Source organism: Rothia sp. HMSC071C12 (assembly GCF_001813895.1).
GTDB lineage: Bacteria > Actinomycetota > Actinomycetes > Actinomycetales > Micrococcaceae > Rothia > Rothia mucilaginosa.
Genome location: NZ_KV814350.1, coordinates 58,528 through 84,630, shown reverse-complemented (window position 1 = coordinate 84,630; position 26,103 = coordinate 58,528). Strand labels below are relative to the sequence as shown.

Below are 26,103 nucleotides of genomic sequence, written 5' to 3'. Positions count from 1 at the left end.
CACTCAAAAGTGCAGACGGCCGCTCACGACGCTTAAGCATCCTACCCCGAACCTAGATCTTCGAGGTAAGAACACAACCTAGGCTAATTAAGCCTTGGGAGCCGAGGTGTCCTCGGGCAGGTTGTTCTTAGCAATCTCAACCAGTGCGTTGAAGGCAGCGGGCTCGTTAACAGCCAGCTCAGCCAGCATACGGCGGTCAACCTCAACACCAGCAGCCTTCAGGCCCTGGATGAAGCGGTTGTAGGTCAGGCCCTGTGCGCGGGAAGCAGCGTTGATACGCTGAATCCACAGGCGACGGAAGTCACCCTTCTTCTTACGACGGTGGTCGTAGCTGTAAACCAGCGAGTGAGTGACCTGCTCCTTAGCCTTACGGTACAGGCGAGAACGCTGACCGCGGTAGCCGGATGCACGATCGAGAATAGTACGGCGCTTCTTGTGCGCGTTAACCGCGCGCTTCACACGTGCCACGTGTGTCTCCTTCGTCTTATGTCCTGAACAGCTCACATATCACGCTGAACAGGAGCGAGTCTTTAATCAGTGCGCACCACTATCAGTGCGCCAGGTGCAGAGAGTAAGCGTTGCTTACTTACCCAGCATCTTCTTGACAACCTTTGCCTGGCCGCCGGTAACGATCTGGTCAGAAGCCAGACGACGGGTCAGACGAGAGGACTTGTGCTCCAGGTAGTGGCGACGGTTCGCCTGCTGGCGCTTAACCTTGCCGCTACCGGTGAGCTTGAAGCGCTTCTTAGCACCAGAGTGGGTCTTCTGCTTCGGCATAGCTGCCGTTCTCCTTACATTCATCCCCCGCCACAACAGCGGGGTAGCTTAGTGGGGTTGAGCGATACACGCATCAGCCCCAAGGACCAAAGGTGAGGCACCCCCAACGAGGTGCCTCGGAACCGGCACCGGGTGAACCCGCAACACCCACCCAACGGTGGAGGCGCGTGCCCATCCTAAAGTGACGACCCGGTTCCCTACTCGGCGGAAGCCTGTGCCTTCAACTCGGCAGGCATAGCGTCTGCCAAAGAATTAGTTACGGGCTTCGCCTTGGTCGTGTCAATACGCTCGCGACCCTTGCGACCGCCGGCGCCCTGCTCACGGCGAGCCTCTGCCTTACCGCGAAGCGGAGCCAGAACCATCACCATGTTGCGGCCATCCTGACGGGGGCGAGACTCAACAGTGCTCACCTCAGCCAGCTCAGCCGCCAGACGCTCCAGCAGACGCACACCCATCTCGGGGCGCTGCTGCTCACGACCACGGAACTGAATCATTGCCTTGACCTTGTCACCACCGGAAAGGAAACGACGAGCGTGTCCAACCTTGGTTTCGTAGTCGTGGGTATCAATCTTCAGGCGGAAACGGATCTCCTTCAGAACGGCATTAGCCTGCTTCTTGCGGGATTCACGAGCCTTGATTGCGGCTTCGTACTTGTACTTACCGTAATCCATGAGCTTGCACACGGGCGGCTTCGCGTTCGGGGCAACCTCGACCAGGTCGAGTTCAGCGTCCTCAGCCAGACGCAGAGCGTCCTTCAGAGGGACAACGCCTACCTGCTCGCCACCGGGACCGACAAGACGGACCTCGGGAACGCGGATACGATCGTTAATGCGTGGTTCGCTAATGACTAGCTCCTGTGCTCTGTGGGTTTCCCCGTGAATACTATCCGTTGCGGGCACTAAAAAAGCCCCCGCAGTTACACAAGCGGAGGCACAAACCAGCGTACGCCGAAAGCGGCGGACGAACCCGTTCACCTCAAAACTCGCAAACAAACGCCTGCGGCGGTCAACCGGGTGGGAGGCATGCTCCACTTGCAAACTGCCTACAACCATACCGCAGAATCCCCGACAGACGCAAGGAAATAGACGCAAAACACCATAAAAATTGCGGGGACTCCCCCAGAAAGTCCACAGAAGCGCCCACTCTTAAGGACGCATTTACCGAAACAAACGAAATATGAGATTCTAAGACTATGAGCACTGAAAACACGAACTTCCGCTTCACTGCGGAAGAAGAAACCCCCGTACACGGCCACACCGAACTCACCGAAGAGCAGGTCGAAGCCGTCAACGAACAGCTGCGCGACATCGCAGACGTACCCGCCATCGAAATCATCAGCTCCGCAGCCATCCACATGATGAGCGCCGCAGCCGTCAAGTGCGGCCTGGCAGCAGACGAAAACGCCGACGACCTCAAGGACCTCGACGAAGCACGCAAGCTCATCACCGCACTGGCAGGCCTCGTCACCGCCGCAGCGCCCGAAATCGGCTCCCAGCACGCAGCACCCCTGCGCGACGGCCTGCGCACCCTGCAACTCGCATTCCGCGAAGCATCTCCCTTCCCGGACGAACCCGGCAAGGGCCCCGGCGAAAAGCTCACCGGCCCGGTGTACTAAACCAGCACGTGTGCTAAACCAACACGTGCAGTAAACCAGGACGTACGCTAAACCAGCTGGTCCACTAAGCCGCAACCTGGTTTATGTCATCACGAAGCCCCGCCTCCCTCGTACTGAGGAAGACGGGGCTTCGTCACATATAAAGCTTGTGCGAGCCTGTGCGGATAAGAAAACTACGCGGACTAGATAAGCGGGCTAGCGCGAACCGGTAGCTTTAGCGGGCACCCAATGTATCAAGAACGGTAGCTTTAGCGGGAACCAGCAGCCTCAAGAGCCTGCTCAAAACTAAAGTTACCCACATACAGCGCCTTACCCAGCACCACGCCCTCCAAACCATAAGGCACCATGGAACGCAGCTTCTCAAGATCAGCCAGCGACGCCACACCACCGGACGCCACCACCCGGCAGGCAGCCTGAGCCAGCACCTCATCCAGCAGCTCCGCACCGGGACCCGCCAGGGAACCGTCCTTGCTCACATCCGTAACGATATAGCGGCGCACGCCCGCGCTCTCCAGCCACGCCAGCGCCTCCGCCAGGTCAGGGCCCGACCAGTCGGTACCGCGAGCCACCGTCACCCAGCCCCGCTCAGGGTTATAGCGGGCATCGAGACCAAGAGCCAGAAGATCAGAATCAGCGTAACGAGCCAGAGTGCTTTCAAGCCAGGAAGAATCCGCCAGAGCCGCACTGGTCACGTTCACGCGATCCGGACTCAGGCTCAGGGCGCGCTCCAGGCTCTCAGCATTACGCACGCCGCCACTAACCTGAATACGAACCGGGGCAGAGCTCCGGGCGCTCTCTGCACGGACGGCGGCAACCACCTCAGCCAGAACCTCAGTATTCGTGCCGCGACCAAACGCCAAATCAAGGTCAACCAGGTGAATCCAGCGAGCACCAGACTTCACCCAAGTCAGAGCCGCTTCAACAGGGTCGAGGCGCTGCTCACCACCGGACAGGGTGCCACCCACCGGGCGCACCGCATAGCCTTCAGAAATATCAACAGCGGGCAGAAGTTCAAGAACGGGCGCAGACATTAGTTACCTCCCGCAGCAGTAGCGGAGTCGCCAGAAAGCAGGCGACCGGTCACCGTCAGGGACGCAACCCAGCGGCGCATAAACTCCGCCCCCAGCTCGCCAGAACCTACCGGACAGAACTGCACCGCCGTCAGCGGACCGTTCTCAACCGCCGCGATGTAGGCGGGCTCGGTGACAGTCCAAGTCACTGCCGGAGGGGCAATATATTCAATGCTCTGATCAAAAGCCCACTCAAAAACGCCGTGCTCAGATTTGAAGTGAGCCTCGCCCTCAAGATCCTTGAGCAGCGCACTATCGGAGGAAGAACGCAGGGCAGAAACACCGGGCACCAAGTCGCGGGTAGAAAGCTCCACGCTCTCACCGGGCCACTCCCCCATACACTGAACCTGAACCTGCCCCATCTGCGGATGCTCCACCGTAACCGAATCGAAGAGGCAACTCAACGCTGCACCGGCAACCAACACCGGACGACCACCAGCAACACGGCGACCAATCACACGCTCAGCGTCCTTAGCTTTCAGGTCTTCATACGCCTCAAGAGAGCTCGCACCGCCGGTAACCACCATGCCGTCAGCCTCACGCAGCTGATCGGGCACAGCGGTCACGATGACCTCCGCCCCCGCATCCTGAAGAAGCTTCACCAGGGCGCCACGAGTTCCGGGTTCCCCCAAAACGGCAACCACAGGACGAGCAGTCTGAGCACTCTGTACAGATTCAGTTTCGACGGGTGTGGATTCAACGGGAACAGGCATCGGTGCGCTCCTATTTCATAGGCTCAAGAATTCGGCTCAAGCGCTCTAGCTTGAGAGATAGAGGATTCGGAGTCAAGACATCAACCTCATGCAGAAGCCAACCACACGCGGGTCCATGCTTAGCGCTGAGTCTGAGGAATTTCCAGACGCTGACCGGCATCAACAGAGGTGCTGGTCAACGAGTTCAACTCCATAATACGAACCACAGTATCACGGGTGTCACCTTGCGGATCCACCGCCTGAGCAATATCCCACAGGGTCTCACCGTGCTTGACCACAACGACGGTTCGACTCACCGAAGCGTTCTCCACGGAGGCAGAAGCCGCCGGACCAAAGAAGCTAATAGCGCCGAGCACAATCAGTGCCGCCAAGGTCAGCAGAGGCAGGCCCTTCAGGAAACCGCGTACAGTGCCAAGACGACGAATAGAACCGGGAACCGAGCGCAGAAGCTCGCCTCCCTTAGCCAGAAGAACACTCTTCGCTCCAGGCGCCTGAGCCACAGAAGATGTCTGAGCAGAAACGGCGGGGGTAGAAGCAGCAGAGGCAGAAACGGCGGGAGTGTGGGCGGGCTGAGCAACCTGCGCAGGACGGGGTGCATGAGCCGCACGAGAAGAGCGAACAGACTGCGAAGACGCAGGCACACGAGAACGCCCCTGCACGGTGCGGGCGGACACGGTGCTGGCGGACGCAGTGCGGGCGGGGTGAAGTACCACCAAACCTGCCGGAAGGTGTGCAGAAGTGCCACGAGAAGCAATAGGTGCTGCAGTAGTCATTGTGGTTCCTTTCTCTCAGCTCGCCCCGGGGTTACCCCGCGGGTCTAGCAATGCCGAGCGATACCCGCTCGGAGGTCCTAGTTGAGTGATAACTATGGAGTGGTGATTGTTAGGCGATAACTATTGGGTAGCTATTCTCTAGTTAGGTCAGAGCGTCGGATGCACCAGGCTGCGCAGGGTCGCACTGGGTGACCCCGGAACCCCATCCCCTGCGCTCTCTCTTCGCCAGATGCTCCCTAGAGCATCCGAGGTAGATCATGCGAAGAGAGAGGCAGAGGATTCGAATACATTCGAACACCCATTCACTCTCCTCTCCCGAAAGACTCCGGGTTGAATCTTCGAATATTTTTCGAACATTCACCCGTAAATCCTGAATTCCAGGAGAGATTCAAGAGTATATACGAACTCTTGTTCTAAAGTCTAGCAGAGATGTACTAAAAATTTCTTCGAGTTTCGAAGAAAAAATCTAGAATATTTGTTTGAGTTTTTCGGTGTAGTGTTCTACACTGGTGTCAAGAGACGTTCCACACGCTCCTGATGAGTCCTACTCACAGCAGGTTTCTGTACCCGTTACGGTTTGATTCTGTATCGAATGCAGGTGCTGCTGACTGAGTTTTATAGGGCGGAGGCGCATACTCGTTGCCTGCGTATCGCTCCGGTATCGCTCCGGCACGGATAGAATTCCTCCACCCCCTGACGAGATAAGACCCATTTCGGCAGAACCAAAAAATTTTTAGGACTTCACCAGAAAACGTGTGAAGCACCCATCCGTGCCCCGACCGGACTGTGTCTCAAACAGACTGCAGAGACCGGAGTACAGAATTCGGGGCACAGACCGAAGGAAAAGAAATGGCAACAGCACCCCGTCCGGCGCTGACCGCGCGCCAGCAGAAGATTCTTGACGCGATCCGCACCGAGATTGAACAGAAGGGTTACCCGCCGTCCATGCGCCAGATTGGTGACATGGTGGGTCTTGCGTCCCTGTCCTCGGTCACTCACCAGCTCGGTCGCCTCGAGACCATGGGCTACATTCGCCGCGACCCCAAGCTCCCCCGTGCCATTGAGGTGCTGGATGAGAACGGCATCGGCATCCACGGTAGCGCTTCCTCTTCCCTGCCCGAGCTGCCGAACTTCGAAGTCGGCGATGAGGACCTCGTACCCGTTCCCCTGGTTGGACGAATTGCAGCGGGCGGCCCCATCACTGCCGAGCAGTCCGTGGAGGATGTGCTCGCTCTGCCCCGCCAGCTGGTCGGTAGCGGCAAGCTGTTCATGCTCAAGGTCAAGGGTGATTCCATGATTGACGCCGCAATCTGCGACGGCGACTGGGTGGTTGTCCGCGAGCAGCACACCGCAGACAACGGCGATATTGTTGCTGCGCTACTTGACGACGAGGCAACCGTGAAGGTGTTCCGTCAGGTCGACGGCCATACCTGGCTCATGCCGCGCAACTCCAACTACGAGCCGATTATGGGCGACCGCGCAACCGTCATGGGTAAGGTCGTCTCCGTGCTGCGTAGTCTCTAGAAAACCACAGCCTCTAGAAGATGCAGTCTCTGAAAGACGCGGGCTCTAAACAGCCACAGCATCTCAAAGAAGCTGTTTTAAACAACACAGCCTCTAAAAGACATAGCTACGAGGCTTTTAGCTCTCTATAGAAATCACCCCGGTGCTACGTGAATGTTCACGTATCACCGGGGTGATTTTTATATTTCCAAAGCGGAAGGTGCGGCGCTGCCAGGACTGGATCCCGCCCGAGCTAACGCTCAATACTCGCCGAAAGACGAGCCAGCGCGCCGGTCACCGCGGCCTTATTCTGCGTTGACCACATCGGCGGCATCGCCTTCATCAAGAAACCGCCGTAGCGTTTAGTCGCCACACGCGAATCCAGCACAGCCACCACGCCGCGGTCAGACACCGAACGGATCAGGCGACCCGCGCCCTGCGCCATACGAATCGCCGCGTGGTGAGCAGAAACCGCCATAAAGCCGTTACCGCGATGACGGTTCACCGCCTCTGTACGAGCCTGCGCAATCGGGTCATCCGGGCGCGGGAACGGAATGCGGTCCATCACCACCAAGCGGCAAGAGTCACCGGGAACGTCCACGCCCTGCCACAGGCTCATCGTTCCGAACAGGCATGAGTCAACGTCCTCGCTGAACTCCTCCACCAGGGCCTTGAGCGAAGACTCACCCTGCAGAAGAATGTTCAGGTCGCTGTGCTCACGCATGTATTCGGCGGCACGCTCGGCGGCGCGCTTCGAGGAGAACAGGCCCAGGGCACCGCCCTCCGACGCCTCGCACAGCTCACGCAGACGCTCCAGCTGGCCCTCGTGCACACCGAATCCCGGAGGCTTCAAATCCCCGGCAACGTACATGATGCCCTGCTTGCGGTAGTCGAAAGGCGAACCCACGTCGATGCTCGTCCAGCGCGGCGCGCCCTCGCCCTGCAGTCCCAGGGCACCGGCGGCAACGTCAAAAGAGTCACCCACCGTCAGGGTCGCACTCGTCAGAATCACGGTGCGGTCAGCGAACAGACCGTCACGTAGCTGCAAACCGACGCTCAAGGGGGCGATGTTCAGGGTCGCCGGGTCGGTATCGGAAGCAGCCACGTAGCGGCCGTTCTCCCAACCACCCTGACGAGAAATCCACAGAACGTCCTGCTCGCCCGAAGCCTCCAGAATGCGGCTACTCATGTCGTGTACCTCAGAGACACGCGAGCGCGCCATCTGCAGGCCGGCGTCAACGTCCTGACCGTCCGGCTTCGTATCGGACAGGGCGGTGCGGGCGGCATCATTGACCGCAGAAATAGCGGTCAAAAGGCGACCGTCCAGGCCCTTCAGCAGGCCCTCGGCAAGACCCTCGAACGCGGTCTCCAGGGTGCCGGCAGCCATTTCCAGTGCGCCGGAATCAGCCTTCGAATGCTTCTTCACGCTACGCGCCGCACGGCGAACCATCGCAACCGTCAAAGAACCAGACACGGCACCTGTCACGCGGTCCACCAGCTCATGAGCCTCATCAATAATGACCGTCTCGTGCTCGGGCAGAACCTTCATGCCCTCGAAAGCGTTAATCGCCAGCAGGGCGTGGTTCGTGATGACAATGTCAGCCTCAGCGGCACGGCTACGCGCCATCTCGCTAAAGCACTCTTCCACCAGCGGGCAGCGGCGGCCCAGACACTCGGCGGCGCTCACCGATACCTGAGCCCAGGCGCGGTCAGAGACGCCGGGCTTCAGCTCGTCACGGTCGCCGGTCTCCGTGCGGTCGGCCCACTCGCGCAGGCGCACCACTTCCTCACCCACGCGGGAGGTCGAAGAAGGCATGTCGAAGAGAGCATCCGGCTCGTCTTCCGGGTAGCCGCCCTCCAGCTTGTGCACGCAGAGGTAGTTATTGCGGCCCTTGAGCAGAGCCACCTGCGCCTGCGATTCCGGGCGCGGCTCCAGCGCTTGTAGAAGACGCGGAATATCGCGGTTCACGATCTGCGCCTGCAGGGCAAGGGTCGCCGTCGCAACGACAATCGGCTGGTCCGACTCCCCCACCCTCGCCAGGGCAGGAACCAGGTAGCCCAGGGACTTACCGGTACCGGTACCCGCCTGGACCAGCAGGTGACGCTGCAGTTCAAGAGCCTGCGCCACATGCGCCACCATAGTGCGCTGACCGGCACGATTCTGACCGCCAGTGGCGGCAACCGCCTCATCCAGCAGGGTCAGGGCATCCTTCGAACCGGGCAGGGTCTCAAGCTCCTGCCCGGTGAATCGGGTGCCGTCGGTTGCCGGTCCGGGTACAGTTCCCGGGGCGTTTTTGGGCGCGTTGATGCTCTCGGTCACGCTCATCCGCCCTTAGAGAGCCTCAGCAGTAGAGGACTGCTCGGAGTCAGAAGCGGTCGCTTCAGCCAGGGCGTGTGCCTCCGCAAGTTCCTCTTCCAGAACCTCCAGCAGGTCGCCCTCCAGCACATACTCGGACAGTTCGGAGGCGACATCCTCACGGACCAGAGCCACCACGAAAGTGCCATCCGATACGAAATCGGTGCTCTTAATTTCGGCGTCCCACTCGTGCAGGCGCGAAATAATCTCACCGTGCGAGTACGGAATCAGCAGCTTCACCTCAATGGAGGGGCGCGGAATGGTGTCCGCAATCTTCTGCTTCAGCTCCTCAATACCCTCACCGGTACGCGCCGAAACAATCACGTGCTCCGGCTCGCGCTGGCGCATACGCTCCAGCACGAACGGGTCGGCGGCATCCGCCTTATTCAGCACAATAATCTCAGGGATATGGCGGGCGTCGACCTCCGCGATGACCTCGCGGACAGCACGAATCTGCCCCTCCGGGTCCGGGTGCGAAGCATCCACCACGTGCAGGATGACGTCAGCGTCAGCGACCTCTTCCAGGGTGGATCGGAACGCCTCGACCAGCTGGGTCGGCAGCGAACGCACGAAACCCACAGTGTCGGAGAGGGTATAGCCGATACCGTCCGGGGTCTGAGCCTTACGGACGGTCGGGTCCAGGGTTGCGAACAGGGCGTTCTCCACGAGCACGCCGGCATCGGTCAGACGGTTCAGCAAGGAGGACTTACCCGCGTTCGTGTACCCGGCAATAGCCACCGAAGGCACGCGGTTACGGCGACGGTTCAGACGCTTCGTCTCACGCGCCGGCGCCATCGCAGCGATCTCACGCTTAAGCTTCGCCATGCGAGCGCGCAGGCGGCGGCGGTCCATCTCAATCTTGGTTTCACCGGGACCACGCGAACCGATACCCTCACCGGCTGCGGCACGGCCACCCGCCTGACGGGACAGGGACGCACCCCAACCACGCAGACGCGGCAGCATGTACTCCAGCTGAGCCAGCTCAACCTGCGCCTTACCCTCGCGGGATTTAGCGTGCTGAGCGAAAATGTCGAGAATCAGGGCGGTGCGGTCAATGACCTTGACCTTCACGATGTCTTCGAGGGCACGACGCTGCGAGGGAGCCAGTTCGGAGTCGACAATGACGGTGTCAGCGCCGGTCGCCTCCACAATGTCCTTGAGTTCCAGCGCCTTACCGGAGCCGAGGAAGGTGCCGGGGTCCGGCTTGAGGCGGCGCTGAACCAGGCCGTCCAGAACCTCGGAACCTGCGGTTTCAGCCAGTGCCGCGAGCTCACGCAGGGAGTTCTCTGCGTCCTCTACGGTGCCTTCAGTCCACAGACCAGCCAGCACCACGCGCTCCAGGCGTAGCTGGCGGTACTCGACCTCGGTGACGTCTTCAAGTTCGGTGGAGAGGTTCGCGATACGGCGCAGTGCGCGGCGCTCAGCGAGGTCTTCCTGGTCACCGTCATATTCGGAATGCTCGCGCTGAACGTCAGAAATTTCGCGCGCGCGAGTATCCAGCACACGGCGGCTATTGTTGCCGTGAGTGCTGGAAGAATTATCGCTGTGATGCGCGGTACCCGCTGCGTCATAAGTAGTGACGGAGGCGGCGACCTGGGAGCGGCCCAGAACGCGGTCTACGGTGCGGCGCAGCTGCTCATCGCTGGGTAGCTTTTCGGTATCAGATACGGGGATGTTCTTAGAATTCATACGACTCTAATTCTACCGCCGTTGCCCGCATCAGGTAGGGGGTTCGGTCGTCTGTGCGCTCAGGGCGTGCAAGCTGCCGACCCGCCCCGTGCATACTCTGCCCGTGTGCGGCGGGTTCTTGCCCTACCGGTACACTGGATAGCATGAGCGAGCAGCATTATTTCTCTGAAACCCCCGAGACCGAATTCAAGCCCCGCCCGGTGCAGGTGGAGCTTGCCGGCCGCAAGGTCACCGTCACCACAGCTAACGGCATTTTCAGCCCCTCCGGTATTGATAAGGGCACCGCTATTTTGCTGCAGGAAGCACCCGACCCGCAGGGTACACGCATGCTCGACATCGGCTGCGGTTGGGGCCCCATCACCTTGACCTTGGCGATGCTCGCACCGCAGGCGCAGGTGCACGCGGTGGATGTGAACTCCCGCTCCATTAGCCTGACTGAACGCAACGCCGCCGCTCTCGGCCTGTCGAATGTCACCGTGGGAACCCCCGAATCGGTTGACCCCGAACTGCGTTTTGACACCATCTGGTCGAACCCGCCGATTCGCGTGGGCAAGGAGGTTCTGCACGAGATCCTGCTGACCTGGCTGCCGCGCCTGGCGCCCGGTGGTGACGCCTACTTGGTGGTTCAGAAGAACCTGGGCTCCGATTCTTTGCAGAAGTGGATGGACGCGCAGCTTGAGGAGCTGCACCCCGGCGAGTTTGAGGTGTCGCGCTACGCGACTTCGAAGGGCTTCCGTATTCTGCAGGTGCACCGCTACGAGGACTAAAACCTCTGGCGCTAAATCCTCTAGCGCTTATTGCTTAAAAATATAAAAGCGGCGGGTGTTTTCTGAATGTGTTCTCAGAAAACACCCGCCGCTTTTGTCTATAAAATCTCTGGTCTAGGACTGCTCGCTACCGCAGCCGACTATCGCTGCAGGCTATCGCAGCACGACAGTCGCAACCATCTGCGCCGGACCAGCCAGAACAACATGCTCCAGGTCGTCCGGGCCCAGCACGAAAGTCACCGCGAGGGTACCGCCGGGCACATGCACCAGCCACTCATCCGGTGCTTCCTCGCCACCCCAGAAACGGGTCGCCGCAGCCGCCGCACACGCACCGGTACCGCACGACAGAGTCTCGCCCACGCCGCGTTCGTGCACGCGCATACGGATAGCGCCCACATGCGCACCGCTCTCAACGTCCAGGTCGACCGGCACCACAAACTCAACGTTCGTGCCGTTGACCGGGGCGGGGTTCACCTGAGGCAGGCTGTGCAGGTCCAGGCCGTCCAGCTTACCGTCGGAGCCGAGCATCACCACGGTGTGCGGGTTACCCATCGAAATGGACAGGCCAGCACGCGGAGTCTTCAAGCCGCGGGCAGACACCAGGCAGTCCTCGCCACCCTCGCGGGCAGCCTCACCGTGGATGAAGCTCCACGGACCCATATCAATCGCGTAACCCTCTTCGGTGCGCGCCACAGTCTTCACGCCGGCACGGGTACCAATCTTGACGGTCTCGCCCACCTCAAGCTCAATCAGGCCCTCAGTGCGCAGGTACTCCACGAACGCGCGCACACCGTTGCCGCACATTTCAGCGATAGAGCCGTCACCGTTGCGGTAGTCCATGAACCAGACAGCGTCCGGGTGCTCCTCGAGCAGCTTCTGACCCGCGCGGGAGGCGGTGCTGCGGGCAGCACGAATGAAGCCGTCCGCGCCAATTCCGAAGTGTCGGTCGCAGGCGCGGGCTACCAGCTCGGGGGTGAGGGCAATTTCTGCGTTCTCGTCCGTCAGAAAGATGAAGTCGTTACCGGTGCCGTGACCCTTGGTGAGGGTCAGGCCTGCCAGCTCGCCCCAGGTGGAAGGGTTCTCGCTCATATGCTGTCCTTAAGGTTGGTGACCTGTCCGTTTATGATTTTACCGCGCCGACCGACTCGACGAGGTATCGGTTCGGCGACGGCTCGTTATTGTGGCTTATCGGGTGCTTTCGCAGATGATGGCTTCCGCCTCATCGGCAAGGGTGGGTGAGAGCGCATCCAGCCAGTGCACACGCGGGTCCGCACGGAACCAGGTCAGCTGGCGGCGCGCAAACTGGCGGGTCGCAATGGTCGTATCCTCAATCGCCTGCTCCACGCTATAGTCTTCATCTTCAAGTACGCGAGCAAACTGCGCGTAACCAATCGCGCGGGAGGCGGTCTTACCCTCCTGCAAACCCTGCTCGTTCAGGGTGCGCACCTCGTCCAGCAGGCCGCGCTCGTGCATCAGCTCCACGCGGCGGTGCAGACGCTCGTGCAGCAGGGCACGATCCATATCCAGACCAATCTGAATACTCTCGGTCACGTACTCGCGCACCGGCATGAACGCCGAGAACGGGCGACCCGTCACCTCGAACACCTCCAGGGCGCGAATGATGCGGCGCTCATCCTTCACACGCGCAGCCGACTCCGGGTCGACCTCCGCCAGGCGGGCATGCAAAACACCAATACCCTCGGTACGTGCCTGCTCCTCCAGGCGCTCGCGCACCCGCGCATCCGTGCCGGGGAACTCCAACTTATCCAGGGCGGCACGCACATACAGGCCGGAACCACCCACCAGAATCGGGTAGCGGCCACGGCCACGAATCTGCTCAATCAGCTCACGGCTACGCTCCTGAAACTCCGCCACGGACGCCTCATCCCGCACATCCATAATGTCCAGCAGGTGGTGCGGAACGCCGCGCATCTCCTCCGCAGTAACCTTCGCGGTACCAATATCCATGCCATGGTAGAACTGCATAGAATCAGCGTTAATGCACTCACCGTTCAGGCGCAGAGCCAGCTCAATGGCGAGCGCGCTCTTACCGGTGCCGGTCGGGCCCACAATAGCGATAACGGGCAGAGTTTCGGAGATAGTCATGCGCCCCATTCTACCGGTTCCCTCACCCCCACTCGCGGTGAGGATGAGGGCCCGAAGAACAGGGCGCATGATTCGAATCTAGGTTTTAGGGGCGCAGACCGATGGTCGGCATGCCCAGACCCACCGGCGCACCGGGCACCTGGGTGGTGCCGGTACCGCAGGAATCAGCCTGGGAGCGGTCCCACGCGTCGCCGGCGCGGGTGCGGCGCAGGTGGTACTGCTCGGCGGTCGGGTCAGAAATCAGGTGGAAGGAACCAGCCTCGGTAATCGGCACGGTGACCATGTCGCCGGGGCGGGGAGTCTCGCAGCCCTCGGGCACGGAGAAGTGCACGAGGCGCTGGTCCGGGCCGCGGCCCGAGAGGCGGTGAGTCTGGTCAGCCTTACGACCGGCCTCCGCAACGACCATCAGCTCAACGGTCTTGCCGAGCTGCTTGCGGTTCTCTTCACCGGCGATGCGGTCCTGCAGGGCAATCAGACGCTCGTAGCGTTCCTGCACGACCTCCTTCGGGATCTGGTTCTCCATGGTCGCCGCCGGGGTGCCGGGGCGGATCGAATACTGGAAGGTGAACGCGGAGGAGAAACGAGCCTGCTCCACAACCTTCAGGGTGTCCTGGAAGTCCTCTTCAGTCTCGCCGGGGAAGCCCACAATGATGTCGGTGGTAATCACGGCGTTCGGGATGCGCTCGCGCACCTTGTCCAGAATGTTCAGGAACTTCTTGGAACGGTAGGAGCGGCGCATATCCTTGAGCACCTTATCGGAGCCGGACTGCAGCGGCATGTGCAGTACGGGCATGACGTTCGGGGTCTCCGCCATCGCGTCAATCACGTCATCGGTGAACATTGCCGGGTGCGGGGAGGTGAAGCGTACACGCTCCAGGCCCTCAATCTCGCCGCAGGCACGCAGCAGCTTGGAGAATGCCTGGCGGTCGCCGAACTCCACACCGTAGGAGTTCACGTTCTGGCCCAGCAGGGTCACCTCGATAGCGCCGTCATCGACCAGCGCCTGAACCTCAGCGAGAATGTCGCCGGGGCGGCGGTCTTTCTCCTTACCGCGCAGAGACGGCACAATGCAGAAGGTGCAGGTGTTGTTACAGCCAACCGAGATGGACACCCAGCCGGAGTACACGTGGTCGCGCTTAGTCGGCAGGGTGGAGGGGAAAACTTCGAGGGATTCGAGCAGTTCTGCCTGCGCCTCGTGGTTGTGGCGGGCACGCTCCAGCAGAGCCGGCAGGGAGCCAATATTGTGGGTACCGAACACGACGTCAACCCAGGGCGCCTTCTCAATGATGGCGTCCTGGTCCTTCTGCGCCAGGCAGCCGCCCACGGCGATCTGCATACCCTTGTGGGCGCGCTTGACCGGTGCCAGCTGGCCGAGGTTGCCGTACAGGCGGTTGGAAGCGTTTTCGCGGACCGCGCAGGTGTTGAAAACCACCAGGTCGGGCTGGGTGCCTTCCTCAGCGCGAACGTAGCCGCTAGCCTCCAGCAGGCCGGACATTCGTTCGGAGTCGTGCACGTTCATCTGGCAGCCGAAAGTGCGCACTTCGTAGGTGCGGGGGCTGGTTTCGGGGGTCTGGGCGGAATCGCTGAGGGTCGAAGTCATGCCCTATAGGGTATCCGATGGGGGATAATGGCTCTATGCAGGTTTCCCTTAGTAGCAACTTTCCGGCTCTGTCACCGAACGATTCTTCCGCCCCCACCCCTGACGGGGAGCGTCTGAACACCCTCATTGAGGAGGCGATTGCCGCCTACTCCCCCGTGCCGCCTCAAGCGAGCGCTGATTCTGCCTCGATGCGTCAGACCCTGATGCAACTGCTCAGCTGGGCGCATTCTTTGGAGCAGGTGGCTGCCCGCGCGGTTGAGCGCGTGCAGATTCTGGGCACCGGCATGCGTTCCGTTGTGGTGCGTGTGGTGTATGAGCCTGCCGCCGAGTCTGCGCAGTCTTTCGAGTCTACACAGTCTTTGCCGACCTCGATTATTGTGAAGCGTTACCGCCGTAAGGATTCGACGGTGAACGCGGGCGGTTTCGGGTACCTGCGTGAGCGCTACGGTTTGGAGGCGCTGAACCGGCAGGTTCCGGGTCTGTTCCCGCAGCTCTACGGCGCGGATCCTGAGCTGCGCGTGCTGGCGCTGGAGGATGTGAGCGCCGGAACCGTTGAGGGCGAGCAGTATTCGGTTGCCCACGCCCTGCTGGAGGGCACCAAACAGCAGGCGCTGGACGCGCTGAACTACTACATTGAGGCGTACCGTTCCCTTGCCGCCAGCGGCATTATGGGCGAGGCGGTGGAGGATTACCGTCTGAACCTGGCGCGTGCCGACCGCAAGGCGCAGTTCCCGGGCGCTATTGCCTCGCCGGGTTTGGCCGAGCGCGGTTTGAAGAAGCTGTACGGTGTGGCTGATGAGGCGCGCACCCCCGAGCACGATGCTGACAGCCCGGCTTCCAGCTCTGCCGCGCATGAGGACGCGCCTGTTCTTCCCGCCGCCGTTGAAGAGCTGTCCTTCCGTTTCCGCCGCGTTCTACAGCCCTTCTTCACCAAGCGCCCGCCGGTACCCGAGCAGTTCAAGCTCAACCGCGGCAGGGTATATATGCTCTCTTCGGGTGATTTTTCGCCGCAGAACGTGCTGATCGGTTCGGCAGACGGCGCGCAGGTACGCATGGTCGATGCGGAGGGCACCTGCCTGCACCACCGCGGCTTCCCCTTCGTTGAGGCGATGCTGGGATTCCCCTCCTCGCCGGAGTACCCGCGCTACCGTGTGGACCGCAAAAAGGCGCTACCGGCGCTGTACTCTGCCCTCTTTGAGGACGCCCCGCTGGATGAGCACCTGGCGGAGGATTTGGCGGTGTGCACGGCGGTGACCGTGTGCGCCCTGTTGGAGCTGTACTTTTCTTCGGCACGTTCCGATCTGTTGCCTCGTATTCGCCGTGAGGGTGCGCAGCTGATGCGCTTGCTGTTGGAGATCGCCGGTTCTCAGGATGCAACCCTCGCCGAGTTCGCGAACCGTCTGGGGGCCGTTGAATAAGCAGCAGAGTAAACAGCGGATATAGCCTTCGACAAGGCTTTTTATAAGGATCAAAAACGTAAAGGGTGAGCCCGCCACAGAGTGTGTCTGTAGCGGGCTCACCCTTTATAGTGCCTATTTTCTCGGTCACCCCGGCATGGGTCTATCCGTGCGTGCGGAATGTATTACTTCGCTCTCTACCAGAGCTCGTCCTCTGCACCGTAGGCGGCGAGTTCCTCACGAATCACCGACATCGACACCGAGGAGGAGTACCCGCGGCGAGCCAGCATCCCCAGCAGTCGGCGAGTCACCCTATCCTTTTCAGCGCGGTCGCTCAGATCCATGCCGGGGCGCAGCTTCTTACGCACCAGATCGGCGGCGTCCTCACGTTCCTGCTCGTCGGTGCGCTGAGCCAGGGCATTCTCCGCCTCTTCACCGCGCACCCCGCGTTCAGCGAGCTCACGGCGCAGCGCGGCGCGGGAGAGCTTCTTGGTGCGGCTCTTCTGCGCCACAAAGCTTTGGGCGTATTCGGCGTCGTCAATGAGTTTTGCCGCCTCGAACTTATCGAGCAGCGGCTCAATGAGCTCCGCATCGAAGCCTTCTGCCTGCAGCTTCTTCCGCAGCTGACCTCGGGTTTTTGCCGAGTACGCCAGCTGGTTGTACACGATGGTTTTAGCGCGTGTGTAGGGGCCTGTTTCTTCCGCGGCTCGGGCGGCACGCACCTTCTGCTTCCAGGAAGGCACGTTACTTTCCGGTTGTGAGGAAGCATGTCCCATCTGAGAGCCGCCCGGTTGGGAGCCGCGTGCTCGAGAACCGCCCTTTGGGGATCCAGCCGAAGCGGCACGGCGCTTTCCGGTACCAACGCCCTGCGCCTCCTCCTCGGCAATACCGCGGATGAGTGCTTCTTCGGCGGGGGTGAGTTCTTCGTTCAAGCTACTTCCCTCCCTGAATAGGTTGCTCCCCGAGCCGCGGCCCGCAGGACTCTTGCGGGTTTCCTCGTCGTCACTTCGAGCCCCAAAGGCGGGCGCGTAGGGCGAACGGCTCCGCATTTTCTCTTGCTGCACCGCGCTCATGCGGCGGAACCCACGCTTGTAGTCGGTGTTCTTGGAGGCACGCGAAGATTTGCGTTTCTTCTGCTTATCCCGCTGAGCGGCTTGCCTCTCGATCTCTTCCTTCTCTTCGGCAGTGAGCCCCGATCCGATGGAGGCGGCACCCGCTCGACTCATGCGCCCCGCCGCCATAGGGCGCGGCTCGGCACCGCCGGGGGTGAAGGCACGAGCGGGCGCTTCGTCAATGGAGACGGCGGGCAGGTTCGGGTCAACGAGCAGGCTGCGGCGCGGGGATTCACTACCTTCCTCAGAACTGCCATCTTCAAAGTTGGCGGGCACAGCCTGCAGGGGCAGCTCGGGTACGCGGAACTCCCCGGCGTAGTCGCCGCCGTTATCGCGGGCGATGCTTTCTTCAACAAAGCCGTGCGCGGCGGGGTGCCAGTCCGGGAACTCCTCAGCGGCTACCGAATCCGCGGTCCTGTTCCGCACCCACTTTTTGGGGGCGTTTTCTGTGGCCGCTGACTTCTTCTTAGGCGCTGGCTTCTTCTGAGGCGCGGGCTTTTCAGCCTGCCGCGCTTTCGGCTTGGTTTTCTGGGGTGCGGTTTCTTGGCCCCCACGCTGCTCCGCTATTGCTTCTGCGAGTGCCGCTTCGTCCGAGGGTACCCAATATTCCCCTGCGTACTCTGCTTCAATGTACGAAGGCTCTGCCGGATACGCAGGTTCGTCCTCGTAGGGAGGTTCGCCCTCATAGGGAGGCTCATCAGGGTATGGGGGTTCATCAGGGTATGGGGGCTCATCCTCATACGGGGGCTCTTCAACAGAAGGAGGTGTAACAGCGGCAGGCACCTCCCAGCTGAGGGTGGGCTCAGCCAGGGGCGCGGGTGCCTCAAAATTGAGGGCCTCGAAGCCGTCTACCTCAACCGGCGGGGCAACAGGCTCAAAGGAAACAAAGTTACCAAGCGCTGAGGAACCGAAGTGCGGTTCGGTCGCCTCCAGCGCCGCAAAACCGGCGTCGCCGTCACGCGCGCTGTTTTGCTCACGCTCTTCATGACCGTTCTGTTCCGTCATGCGCTGTTCCATCATGCACTGCTCCGTCATGTTCAGTTCCTCCTCTCCCCTGTGTTGGCGCTCGCTTGATGACCCGTGCGCCCGGCTATACAGCGCTCCCCCATTGTAACGAGGCGTTGTCCCGGCGCCCCCTGATACTCCCCTTAATGCGCACCCGTTAACGTGTTTCTTCCGTTAACGACAGATTGCCGTGCACCGTGCGGAATGCACAGCACACGGCAATTAGTCGTGGCGTTAGCAAGAAGCTACGCGGGCCGGTTTAGAACTCCTCAGCCAGCTCGTCCAGCGGGTCGTTACCCTCGGACTCAGCGGCTACCTGCTCCTCAGCTTCTTCCTCAATGATGCCCAGCTTCACCAGAACCTTGTACTGCAGTTCCTCGGTGAGCTCGGGGTTGTCCTTGAGCAGCTTACGAACGTTCTCGCGGCCCTGGCCCAGCTGCTCACCGTCGTAGGTGAACCATGCGCCGGACTTCTTGACGATGTCGTTCTCCACCGCCAGGTCCAGGATGCCGCCCTCAACGGAGATACCCTCACCGTAGAGGATGTCGAACTCAGCCTGCTTGAAGGGCGGAGCCATCTTGTTCTTCACGATCTTGGCGCGGGTGCGGTTACCGATCGGGTTAGCGCCGTCCTTGAGGGTCTCAATGCGGCGGATGTCGATACGGACCGAAGCGTAGAACTTCAGCGCCTTACCACCGGTGGTGGTTTCGGGAGAGCCGAAGAAGACACCAATCTTCTCACGCAGCTGGTTGATGAAGATTGCGGTGGTGCCGGTTGCGGAGAGGCGGCCGGTAATCTTACGCAGAGCCTGGCTCATGAGGCGAGCCTGCAGACCCACGTGGGAGTCACCCATGTCGCCTTCAATTTCGGCGCGGGGTACCAGTGCTGCAACGGAGTCGACGACCACGATATCAACGGCGCCGGAACCAACCAGCATGTCCATGATTTCCAGCGCCTGCTCGCCGGTGTCGGGCTGAGAGACCAGCAGCTGGTCGATGTCCACGCCCAGCTTTGCCGCGTAGATCGGGTCCAGCGCGTGCTCGGCGTCGATGAACGCTGCCACGCCGCCTGCCTTCTGAACGTTCGCTACAGCGTGCAGTGCAACGGTGGTCTTACCGGAGGACTCGGGACCGTAAATCTCGATGACGCGGCCGCGGGGCAGACCGCCAATACCCAGAGCGGCATCCAGGGCGATAGCGCCGGTGGAGATGACCTCGGTCTTGGTGATTTCCTTATCACCCAGGCGCATGACTGCACCCTTGCCGTAGTTCTTGTCGATCTGTGCCATCACGGCTTCAAGTGCCTTGGCGCGACCCTCTTCGGGAACGCGAGCTACGCTCTGAGACTTGGTGTTCTTAGCCACGGTAGTACCTCGTTCTTTGTGTTGTCAGTGGTTGACGGGAGTAATGTTTCTTCGGAATCGGTGGGACTCGTGATCGAGACCTTGAAGGTTTTGGCCTACCGGTTCCTTCTGAGACTACTCTAGGGTCACAGCCTGACAGGATAAGGCCATTTTTTAAAATCTGTGGAAAACTTTGAAGATTTTTCCGAAAAATTCCTGATGTGGAAAAGTCTAGCACGAGTCGAACAAAATTACGACCCAGTTTCGAATAAATCGGATAGGGTTTCGGCATATATTTTCGAAAAACCCCGGATTCTCGGCTAATTATTCGAAAATACCTCCCGCACAGGCGCTAGCACTCGAACAAATGCCAGGGAACAGACGCTAGGCCCGCCCATACGCTAGAACACGCCAGGCTCACTACCTAGCGCAACGGCTCCTTATCGGGACCCAGGCGGCGCTCCTGCGGAATCTCCTGCTCCTCACAGATTGCAAGCCACACGTCCTTCGGGTTAACGCCCTGATCCAGCGCCTCCGCAGCGGTCACATGGCCCAGCGAACCCAGCACCAAGTCACGCGCCAGCACCGGAGCATACCCAGCACCGAACTCATACTCCATGCACGCCCAAAATTCGCTCAGCTTCACAAGCGCTCCTTCCGCTTCACCGCTAGTTTGCTTCATAATTCGTCACATCGCCCGATAGTAAACCGAGAATAAGCGATGCCGCACACCCCCACCTTACGGGGATGCACGGCATCGCTTCACGTTTAGCGCGGCATGTGCCGCCTCTCGTTACTTCGAGAGAATGTAGTAATCGCTCTTGTACTGCTCAGACATTTCAGCCGGAACAGTATCCGGAATCTGAACGCCCTCGAGAACCGCCATACGGTCGGCAACCTCACGCAGCATCTGGGACATCGGAATGTCCAGAGCCTGGCAAATCCACGCCAGCAGTTCGGAGGAAGCTTCCTTCTGACCGCGCTCAACTTCGCTCAGGTAACCGAGGGAAACACGGGCACGCTGAGAAACCTCGCGCAGGGTGCGGCCCTGACGCTGGCGAACATCGCGAAGAACCTCACCGATTGCCTGTCGCAGGGGAACAACCTTAGCTTCCTCAACGACCGGGGCGACCTGTCGGGGGGTCTCCTCGATTTCCTTCCACTTAGTAATGCCATTAATCGATACGCGCTGCTTAGCCATGAGCTTCTATATCACTTTCCTGAGTAGGTATTCCCGACCTGCGGGACTGTACAGAGTTAAGCCTAACTGATTTTTGAGGCATGAGCTAGGAGCCTCGCCATTTTCGTCCTCTTCTTATGGCTTGTATCTATTCAAACAGGCGAACCTATGCCTTTATTCCTGCGGAGCTGAAAGAACCCTGTGAATATATTTGAACCGTAAATTTTTTTAGGTAGGCGCCGCACCGACGACGACACAGCCGTTCCAGGCACAGCCCAGCCCAGCCCAGCCCAGCCCTAGCACGCTACGCCAGCTCGTCCTTCAGAACCCCACCGGCACCGCCGCGCACCGCACGCGCCAGCAAAGCAATCGCATCCGCGCTCGCCGCCGCACGAATCTGCGCGCGATCCCCCGAATAGTGGCGCTCAAACACCTCAGAACCGCCAGGGGAACACACACCGATATAGACCGTACCCACCGGCTGGCCATCCGCAGAATCAGGACCGGCAACACCCGTGGTCGACACCGCATAATCGGCACCGCACACACGCGCCGCACCGACCGCCATCTGCACAGCCACCGCAGGATGCACCGCACCCTCACGCGCCAGCAGCTGAGCGTCCACGCCCAGCACCTGAGCCTTCACCTCGTAGGCATAGGAAATCACGCCGCCGCGGTAATACGCGGATGCACCCGGCACCGTACAAATCGCGCCGCCCACATCCCCGCCGGTCAGCGACTCAGCCGTCGCCACCTGCACCGGGCCCTCCTGGGCGGCGCGCAACTGCACCGCATCGCGCAGTAACAGCGCCGCCGCCTCCGGGGTACCGGAGAAAACCTCAGCGGAGGAAAGCTCAAGGGACAGAGCATCTTCAAGTACGAGGGGAACCATTATTCTCTCCTTTCAGCGGCGAACCGCCGCCCAAAACCTCACGCGGCACACAACGCGCCGCAGGTACAGCGAAGGGGAGCAGCGCACGCCACTCCCCTCGCCTCTAATGACCGCCGCCCTGGGAGGCCTGAGCCTGCAACCAGTTACGACGCAAAATATACGCATCACGCACATACACCAGGCCGGTCCACACGGTAATCGCGGTGACCGCGCCCATCAGAACCCAACCAGGAATCAGCCAGCCAAGACCCAGCTGGCCCAGCGGCAGAAGCATCAGCACCAGCGCCACCGTCTGCAGCACGGTCTTAATCTTGCCGCCCTTACTAGCGGCCATCACACCGTACTTAATGACGAACAGACGCATAATCGTAATGCCCCACTCGCGCAGCAGAATCACAATCGTGACCCACCACCACAGCTCGCCCAGCGCCGACAGCACAATGAACGCCGCGCCAGTGAGGAACTTATCGGCAATCGGGTCAGCAATCTTACCGAAGCTCGTAATCAGGTTACGCGAGCGCGCCAGGTAGCCGTCCGCCCAGTCCGTGAGCATGGCAAGAATGAAAATAATCCATGCGAGCCAGCGGTGCGTCGGATCAGCGGCACCAAAAGTACCGCCCGCAACCAGGGCAACAATGAAGAAAGGAACCGCAATAATACGCAGAACCGTCAACACATTCGGCACATTCCAGTTCGAAGGCTTCGCTGTGCTGACCGCACCGGCGGATGCGGAATTGCGAGCTTCACTCATAACGGCTCCTTACGGGTAGATGGCTTTCGACGGTGAGAGACCGCGTACGCACCGACACCTAAACGTATCGGGGATACGCAAACACCCCGTACCGTCCATTATACGTGTGCCGTAGCAGACATCACAGAGACGATACGGGGTGCATGTCGCGCACTCACTCAGCCGAGTGGACTCAGCCGAAGGGATAGGGCGCTGAAGGGCTAGCGGCCGGTCAGCTGCCAGGCGTCCTCCGAGCCCTCATCATCGGGCTCATCGAAATAGTCGGTGACCGCCTCGCCCGGGTCCACCGCGTTCGCGTACGGGTCGGCAGCCGGAGGCTCCTCACCGCGAATACGCGCCAGGGTCGCCTGCAGGTCATCCGGGCGGATGAGCACCTCACGTGCCTTCGAGCCTTCGGAGGGGCCCACCACCCCCTGCGACTCCAGCAGGTCCATGATGCGGCCCGCCTTCGCGAAGCCCATGCGCAGCTTACGTTGCAGCATCGAGGTCGAACCGAACTGGGTCGTAATCACAATCTCCGCCGCCTGCAGCAGATCGTCGAGGTCATCGCCGATTTCCTCATCAATCTGCTTCTTCGCGGCAGAGACCATCACGTCCTCACGGTAGATGGTCGGCGCCTGCTTCTTCACGTGCTCAACCACGGCGTGAATCTCAGACTCAGATACCCACGCGCCCTGAACACGCATCGGCTTCGAGGCACCCATCGGCAGGAAGAGCGCATCACCTTGACCGATCAGCTTCTCAGCGCCGGGCTGATCCAGCACCACGCGAGAGTCAGTGACCGAGGAGGTCGCAAACGCCATACGAGACGGAACGTTCGCCTTAATCAGACCGGTCACCACATCCACCGACGGACGCTGGGTCGCCAGCACCAGGTGAATACCCGCCGCACGCGCCAGCTGCGTAATACGAACAATCGCCTCTTCCACGTCACGCGGAGCGACCATCATCAGGTCGGCGAGCTCGTCAACAATCACCAGCAGGTACGGGTACTCGTGCACCGTACGCTTGCTGCCGGGATCGGGCTGAACCTTACCCTCACGCACCGCCTTGTTGAAGTCGTCAACGTGCTTGTAGCCGTAGTGGGCGAGGTCGTCGTAGCGGGCGTCCATCTCACGAACCACCCACTGAAGAGCCTCAGCGGCCTTCTTCGGGTTCGTAATGATGGGCGTAATCAGGTGCGGAATACCCTCGTAGGCGGTCAGCTCCACACGCTTCGGGTCAACCATCACCAGGCGCACCTGGTCCGGGGTTGCACGCATCAGAATCGAGGTAATCATCGAGTTCACGAACGAAGACTTACCGGCACCGGTCGCACCAGCGACCAGCATATGCGGCATCTTCGCGAGGTTCGCCAGCACGAAGCCGCCCTCAACGTCCTTACCCACACCCATGACCATCGGGTGCTGGTTCGCGTGAGCCTGCGGGGAACGCAGCACGTCGCCCAGGGCAACGGTCTCACGGTCCGTATTCGGAATCTCAATACCAATTGCGGACTTACCCGGAATCGGGGACAGAATACGAACGTCCGGGCTTGCCACAGCGTACGCAATGTTCTTGCTCAGCGCGGTCACACGCTCCACCTTCGTGGCGGGACCCAGCTCAATCTCGTAGCGGGTCACGGTCGGGCCGCGCGAGAAGCCGGTGACCTGCGCATCCACCTTGAACTGTTCCAGCACATTCGTCAGAGCCTCAACCACGTGCTGGTTCACCTCGGAAGATTCCTTGGCGGGCGGACCAGCAACCAGAATCTCCTCCGAGGGCAGCACATAGGTGCCGCGGGAGGACTGCACGACCTGCTCGCCGCGCGCCCGCTCGGTGGTCGCCACCTGAGTGTTGTTCTGCAACGGGCGGGATGCGCCTGCCTCGGGCGCTCGCGAAGCCGCGGGGGCCGCGTTCTTCGGGTGCGCACCCGGCGAGTGCATGCGGGTCGGAATCGGCGGCTGCGCCGCGGGTGCGGCAGGAGCCTGGGATGCGGAAGCCGAGGTAGCAGACTGCGCAGGGTTCACCACCTGGTGAGGCTTGGTCTGCGGTGAAGCTTCCTCAGAAGCACCGAAGCCGTCATATGCCTCAACGTCAAAGAGAGGCTCCTCGCCAGGAATACGGTTCACGCGGCCGTTCGCCACGGCGGCGCGCTGCACCTGGTCCAGGCGGGCTGCGGGCGCATCCGACGCCTCAACGTCAAAGAGGTCAGGGCTGCTCGAATAAGCACCGTTCTGTGCAGAAGAACCCTGGGCGGACGCACCCTGCGCGGCCGGTGCCTGGTTGAGGCGACCGGGCAGACGGGACAGGCGGTTTGGCTTAGCCGCCAGGCGCGCCTGCTGAGCGGATCCCTGCGCAGAATCCTGTGCAGAGTCCGCGGGCTGTACCGGCATCTGCGTGGTTTCCGGGTGAGTCTCATCCACCACGGCGCTCACGAATGCCTCATCACCGGCGTACTCGTCCAGGGAAGAATCGGTCGACGCAACGGGAGCAATACCCAACCAACCGCGCAGACGAGCGAACAGGCCGCCAGACTTCTGAGTCGTACGTGCCGGCTTCTCGTCCTCGTACAGGTAGCTGCGGTCGTGCTCCTCAGCGTTCAGGTCCACGGTCTGAGTCGCATCCGAAGGGCTATCCTTCGCGGAGGTTCGAGTCGTGCCGTTCGGCTTCTCGCCCAACGCCAGACCGACCAGGTGCAAAGTACGCGGCACCACCTGACGAATCGGAGTGTTCGTCAGAACCATCAGACCGGCAATACCCAGTAGCAGGTGAATCAGAATCTCAACGAACGCAATACCACCGCTCACACGCACAATGGGGGTGCCCAGCAGCACGCCAGCCACACCACCACCAGCCCAGACGGCGTCAAAACCATCCGCGAAGGTCGGGTGACCCGCATGGCGAGCAAAGAACAGGGAGGTCGCCACCAGAATGATGAAGGAGCCCAACGCCACGCGGTTATTACGTTTAATCAGGTCGGGTCCACGGAAAACACACCACGCCATGATGAGGCAAAGCACCGGGACCAGCAGGGCGCCCTGACCGAAAATACCGCCCAGCATGGTGTGCCAGGCGTCCAGGGGCGCACGCAACAAACCGAGGGAGGTGTGGGCACGCCAGTTGTACCACTCCACTCCGGCGCTAATCAGGCCGAACAGCAGGATGGTGAGCGCGCCGCCGTCACGGCGGTCTTCGGGCGCAAGGTCGGTGCGCACCGCGCCAATGGAGCGGAAGAGCCCACCGATAGCGTGAGCGATGCTCAGCCAGACGGAGGAGATAGCGCCCGCTACAGGGTTCGCCGCGTTGGCACCGCGCTGGGCACCGCCTCGGGAGGTGGTGCGCTTGCGGGTGGTCTTCTTAGTGTTTGCTTTAGTAGAGGTCGTGTTACGACCCTTCGTGGTCCGTGGAGCCATACCTTTTAGGGTATCAACCTTCCCGTTAATGTACCGATTCTTTCGTTATCAGTGAGCTAA

22 protein-coding genes are annotated in these 26,103 nt (G+C 61.0%); 4 read left to right on the top strand and 18 right to left on the bottom strand.

Annotation, left to right across the window (positions count from 1 at the left end; translation table 11 throughout):
- Positions 1-87 precede the first annotated feature (87 nt).
- From rplT to infC, 3 genes are all read right to left on the bottom strand, one after another.
- Positions 88-468: a 50S ribosomal protein L20 gene (rplT, locus tag HMPREF2942_RS00750; protein ID WP_005507127.1), complete on the bottom strand. Its 381-nt coding sequence runs from the start codon at positions 466-468 to the stop codon at positions 88-90.
- 114 nt (positions 469-582) lie between these two features.
- Positions 583-777, bottom strand: a complete 195-nt coding sequence (rpmI, locus tag HMPREF2942_RS00745) for a 50S ribosomal protein L35 (RefSeq protein ID WP_004006287.1) — start codon at positions 775-777, stop codon at positions 583-585.
- A 197-nt stretch (positions 778-974) separates the two neighbouring features.
- The gene (infC, locus tag HMPREF2942_RS00740) at positions 975-1,676 is read right to left on the bottom strand and encodes a translation initiation factor IF-3 (RefSeq protein WP_005507875.1); all 702 of its coding nucleotides are present in this window, start codon (positions 1,674-1,676) and stop codon (positions 975-977) included.
- A gap of 293 nt (positions 1,677-1,969) precedes the next feature.
- Between infC and HMPREF2942_RS00735 the strand changes: the two genes are divergently transcribed.
- Positions 1,970-2,392 (top strand): DUF1844 domain-containing protein, encoded by a 423-nt coding sequence (locus HMPREF2942_RS00735; protein WP_005507125.1) that lies wholly within the window; start codon positions 1,970-1,972, stop codon positions 2,390-2,392.
- 248 nt (positions 2,393-2,640) lie between these two features.
- Here the strand turns inward: HMPREF2942_RS00735 and HMPREF2942_RS00730 are convergent, their stop codons facing one another.
- From HMPREF2942_RS00730 to HMPREF2942_RS09235, 3 genes are all read right to left on the bottom strand, one after another.
- Positions 2,641-3,423, bottom strand: coding sequence for a HisA/HisF-related TIM barrel protein (locus tag HMPREF2942_RS00730; protein WP_049341739.1), 783 nt, complete (start codon positions 3,421-3,423; stop codon positions 2,641-2,643).
- A complete protein-coding gene (locus tag HMPREF2942_RS00725) occupies positions 3,423-4,175 on the bottom strand; it encodes a type 1 glutamine amidotransferase family protein (protein WP_083313447.1) in 753 nt (250 codons plus the stop codon). The genes HMPREF2942_RS00730 and HMPREF2942_RS00725 overlap by 1 nt, the downstream gene beginning before the upstream one ends.
- A 119-nt stretch (positions 4,176-4,294) precedes the next feature.
- Positions 4,295-4,948, bottom strand: coding sequence for a LysM peptidoglycan-binding domain-containing protein (locus HMPREF2942_RS09235; protein WP_083313446.1), 654 nt, complete (start codon positions 4,946-4,948; stop codon positions 4,295-4,297).
- A gap of 849 nt (positions 4,949-5,797) precedes the next feature.
- Here HMPREF2942_RS09235 and lexA point away from each other — a divergent pair.
- Positions 5,798-6,472 carry a transcriptional repressor LexA gene (lexA, locus tag HMPREF2942_RS00715; protein WP_049341736.1) on the top strand — a complete coding sequence of 225 codons (675 nt, stop codon included), beginning with the start codon at positions 5,798-5,800 and terminating at the stop codon, positions 6,470-6,472.
- A 232-nt stretch (positions 6,473-6,704) separates the two neighbouring features.
- On the opposite strand, the gene HMPREF2942_RS00710 is transcribed toward lexA, so the two are convergent.
- The gene (locus HMPREF2942_RS00710; protein WP_070687931.1) at positions 6,705-8,777 is read right to left on the bottom strand and encodes an ATP-dependent DNA helicase; all 2,073 of its coding nucleotides are present in this window, start codon (positions 8,775-8,777) and stop codon (positions 6,705-6,707) included.
- 6 nt (positions 8,778-8,783) lie between these two features.
- Entirely contained in the window at positions 8,784-10,496 is a 1,713-nt protein-coding gene (gene hflX / locus HMPREF2942_RS00705; protein WP_070687929.1) for a GTPase HflX, read from the bottom strand.
- Between the two features lie 143 nt (positions 10,497-10,639).
- Between hflX and HMPREF2942_RS00700 the strand changes: the two genes are divergently transcribed.
- Complete coding sequence (locus HMPREF2942_RS00700) at positions 10,640-11,263, top strand: class I SAM-dependent methyltransferase (RefSeq protein ID WP_049345322.1); 624 nt, start codon at positions 10,640-10,642, stop codon at positions 11,261-11,263.
- A 153-nt stretch (positions 11,264-11,416) separates the two neighbouring features.
- Here the strand turns inward: HMPREF2942_RS00700 and dapF are convergent, their stop codons facing one another.
- From dapF to miaB, 3 genes are all read right to left on the bottom strand, one after another.
- A complete protein-coding gene (dapF, locus tag HMPREF2942_RS00695; protein ID WP_049345095.1) occupies positions 11,417-12,352 on the bottom strand; it encodes a diaminopimelate epimerase in 936 nt (311 codons plus the stop codon).
- Positions 12,353-12,448: 96 nt separating this feature from the next.
- Positions 12,449-13,369: a tRNA (adenosine(37)-N6)-dimethylallyltransferase MiaA gene (gene miaA, locus HMPREF2942_RS00690; protein ID WP_070634971.1), complete on the bottom strand. Its 921-nt coding sequence runs from the start codon at positions 13,367-13,369 to the stop codon at positions 12,449-12,451.
- 85 nt (positions 13,370-13,454) lie between these two features.
- Positions 13,455-14,969: a tRNA (N6-isopentenyl adenosine(37)-C2)-methylthiotransferase MiaB gene (gene miaB, locus HMPREF2942_RS00685; RefSeq protein WP_070665708.1), complete on the bottom strand. Its 1,515-nt coding sequence runs from the start codon at positions 14,967-14,969 to the stop codon at positions 13,455-13,457.
- Between the two features lie 35 nt (positions 14,970-15,004).
- On the opposite strand from miaB, the gene HMPREF2942_RS00680 reads away from it, so the two are divergent.
- Positions 15,005-16,387 (top strand): hemin ABC transporter substrate-binding protein, encoded by a 1,383-nt coding sequence (locus tag HMPREF2942_RS00680; RefSeq protein WP_070687927.1) that lies wholly within the window; start codon positions 15,005-15,007, stop codon positions 16,385-16,387.
- 176 nt (positions 16,388-16,563) lie between these two features.
- Here the strand turns inward: HMPREF2942_RS00680 and HMPREF2942_RS00675 are convergent, their stop codons facing one another.
- The 7 genes from HMPREF2942_RS00675 to HMPREF2942_RS00645 form a co-directional block, all read right to left on the bottom strand.
- A complete protein-coding gene (locus tag HMPREF2942_RS00675) occupies positions 16,564-18,513 on the bottom strand; it encodes a regulatory protein RecX (protein ID WP_246823708.1) in 1,950 nt (649 codons plus the stop codon).
- Positions 18,514-18,742: 229 nt separating this feature from the next.
- On the bottom strand, positions 18,743-19,846 hold the full coding sequence (recA, locus tag HMPREF2942_RS00670; RefSeq protein ID WP_060823733.1) for a recombinase RecA: 1,104 nt from the start codon (positions 19,844-19,846) through the stop codon (positions 18,743-18,745).
- 403 nt (positions 19,847-20,249) lie between these two features.
- On the bottom strand, positions 20,250-20,471 hold the full coding sequence (locus HMPREF2942_RS00665) for a DUF3046 domain-containing protein (protein WP_005507110.1): 222 nt from the start codon (positions 20,469-20,471) through the stop codon (positions 20,250-20,252).
- A 147-nt stretch (positions 20,472-20,618) separates the two neighbouring features.
- Positions 20,619-21,026, bottom strand: a complete 408-nt coding sequence (locus tag HMPREF2942_RS00660; protein ID WP_005507109.1) for a helix-turn-helix domain-containing protein — start codon at positions 21,024-21,026, stop codon at positions 20,619-20,621.
- 283 nt (positions 21,027-21,309) lie between these two features.
- A complete protein-coding gene (locus HMPREF2942_RS00655) occupies positions 21,310-21,900 on the bottom strand; it encodes a CinA family protein (protein ID WP_070687925.1) in 591 nt (196 codons plus the stop codon).
- 100 nt (positions 21,901-22,000) lie between these two features.
- Positions 22,001-22,648 carry a CDP-diacylglycerol--glycerol-3-phosphate 3-phosphatidyltransferase gene (gene pgsA, locus HMPREF2942_RS00650; protein ID WP_012903912.1) on the bottom strand — a complete coding sequence of 216 codons (648 nt, stop codon included), beginning with the start codon at positions 22,646-22,648 and terminating at the stop codon, positions 22,001-22,003.
- A 200-nt stretch (positions 22,649-22,848) separates the two neighbouring features.
- Positions 22,849-26,043, bottom strand: a complete 3,195-nt coding sequence (locus tag HMPREF2942_RS00645) for an FtsK/SpoIIIE family DNA translocase (RefSeq protein WP_070687923.1) — start codon at positions 26,041-26,043, stop codon at positions 22,849-22,851.
- Positions 26,044-26,103 lie beyond the last annotated feature (60 nt).

Excerpts from the sequence above, each read along its gene's own strand:
- HMPREF2942_RS00700 (WP_049345322.1), top strand. The coding sequence starts at position 10,640 with ATGAGCGAGCAGCATTATTTCTCTGAAACCCCCGAGACCGAATTCAAG.
- HMPREF2942_RS00725 (WP_083313447.1), bottom strand. The coding sequence starts at position 4,175 with ATGCCTGTTCCCGTTGAATCCACACCCGTCGAAACTGAATCTGTACAG.
- pgsA (WP_012903912.1), bottom strand. The coding sequence starts at position 22,648 with ATGAGTGAAGCTCGCAATTCCGCATCCGCCGGTGCGGTCAGCACAGCG.
- HMPREF2942_RS00730 (WP_049341739.1), bottom strand. The coding sequence starts at position 3,423 with ATGTCTGCGCCCGTTCTTGAACTTCTGCCCGCTGTTGATATTTCTGAA.
- hflX (WP_070687929.1), bottom strand. The coding sequence starts at position 10,496 with ATGAATTCTAAGAACATCCCCGTATCTGATACCGAAAAGCTACCCAGC.
- HMPREF2942_RS00675 (WP_246823708.1), bottom strand. The coding sequence starts at position 18,513 with ATGACGGAGCAGTGCATGATGGAACAGCGCATGACGGAACAGAACGGT.
- HMPREF2942_RS00710 (WP_070687931.1), bottom strand. The coding sequence starts at position 8,777 with ATGAGCGTGACCGAGAGCATCAACGCGCCCAAAAACGCCCCGGGAACT.
- miaB (WP_070665708.1), bottom strand. The coding sequence starts at position 14,969 with ATGACTTCGACCCTCAGCGATTCCGCCCAGACCCCCGAAACCAGCCCC.
- HMPREF2942_RS00735 (WP_005507125.1), top strand. The coding sequence starts at position 1,970 with ATGAGCACTGAAAACACGAACTTCCGCTTCACTGCGGAAGAAGAAACC.
- HMPREF2942_RS00660 (WP_005507109.1), bottom strand. The coding sequence starts at position 21,026 with ATGGCTAAGCAGCGCGTATCGATTAATGGCATTACTAAGTGGAAGGAA.
- miaA (WP_070634971.1), bottom strand. The coding sequence starts at position 13,369 with ATGACTATCTCCGAAACTCTGCCCGTTATCGCTATTGTGGGCCCGACC.
- dapF (WP_049345095.1), bottom strand. The coding sequence starts at position 12,352 with ATGAGCGAGAACCCTTCCACCTGGGGCGAGCTGGCAGGCCTGACCCTC.
- HMPREF2942_RS00645 (WP_070687923.1), bottom strand. The coding sequence starts at position 26,043 with ATGGCTCCACGGACCACGAAGGGTCGTAACACGACCTCTACTAAAGCA.
- HMPREF2942_RS09235 (WP_083313446.1), bottom strand. The coding sequence starts at position 4,948 with ATGACTACTGCAGCACCTATTGCTTCTCGTGGCACTTCTGCACACCTT.
- rpmI (WP_004006287.1), bottom strand. The coding sequence starts at position 777 with ATGCCGAAGCAGAAGACCCACTCTGGTGCTAAGAAGCGCTTCAAGCTC.
- HMPREF2942_RS00680 (WP_070687927.1), top strand. The coding sequence starts at position 15,005 with ATGCAGGTTTCCCTTAGTAGCAACTTTCCGGCTCTGTCACCGAACGAT.
- lexA (WP_049341736.1), top strand. The coding sequence starts at position 5,798 with ATGGCAACAGCACCCCGTCCGGCGCTGACCGCGCGCCAGCAGAAGATT.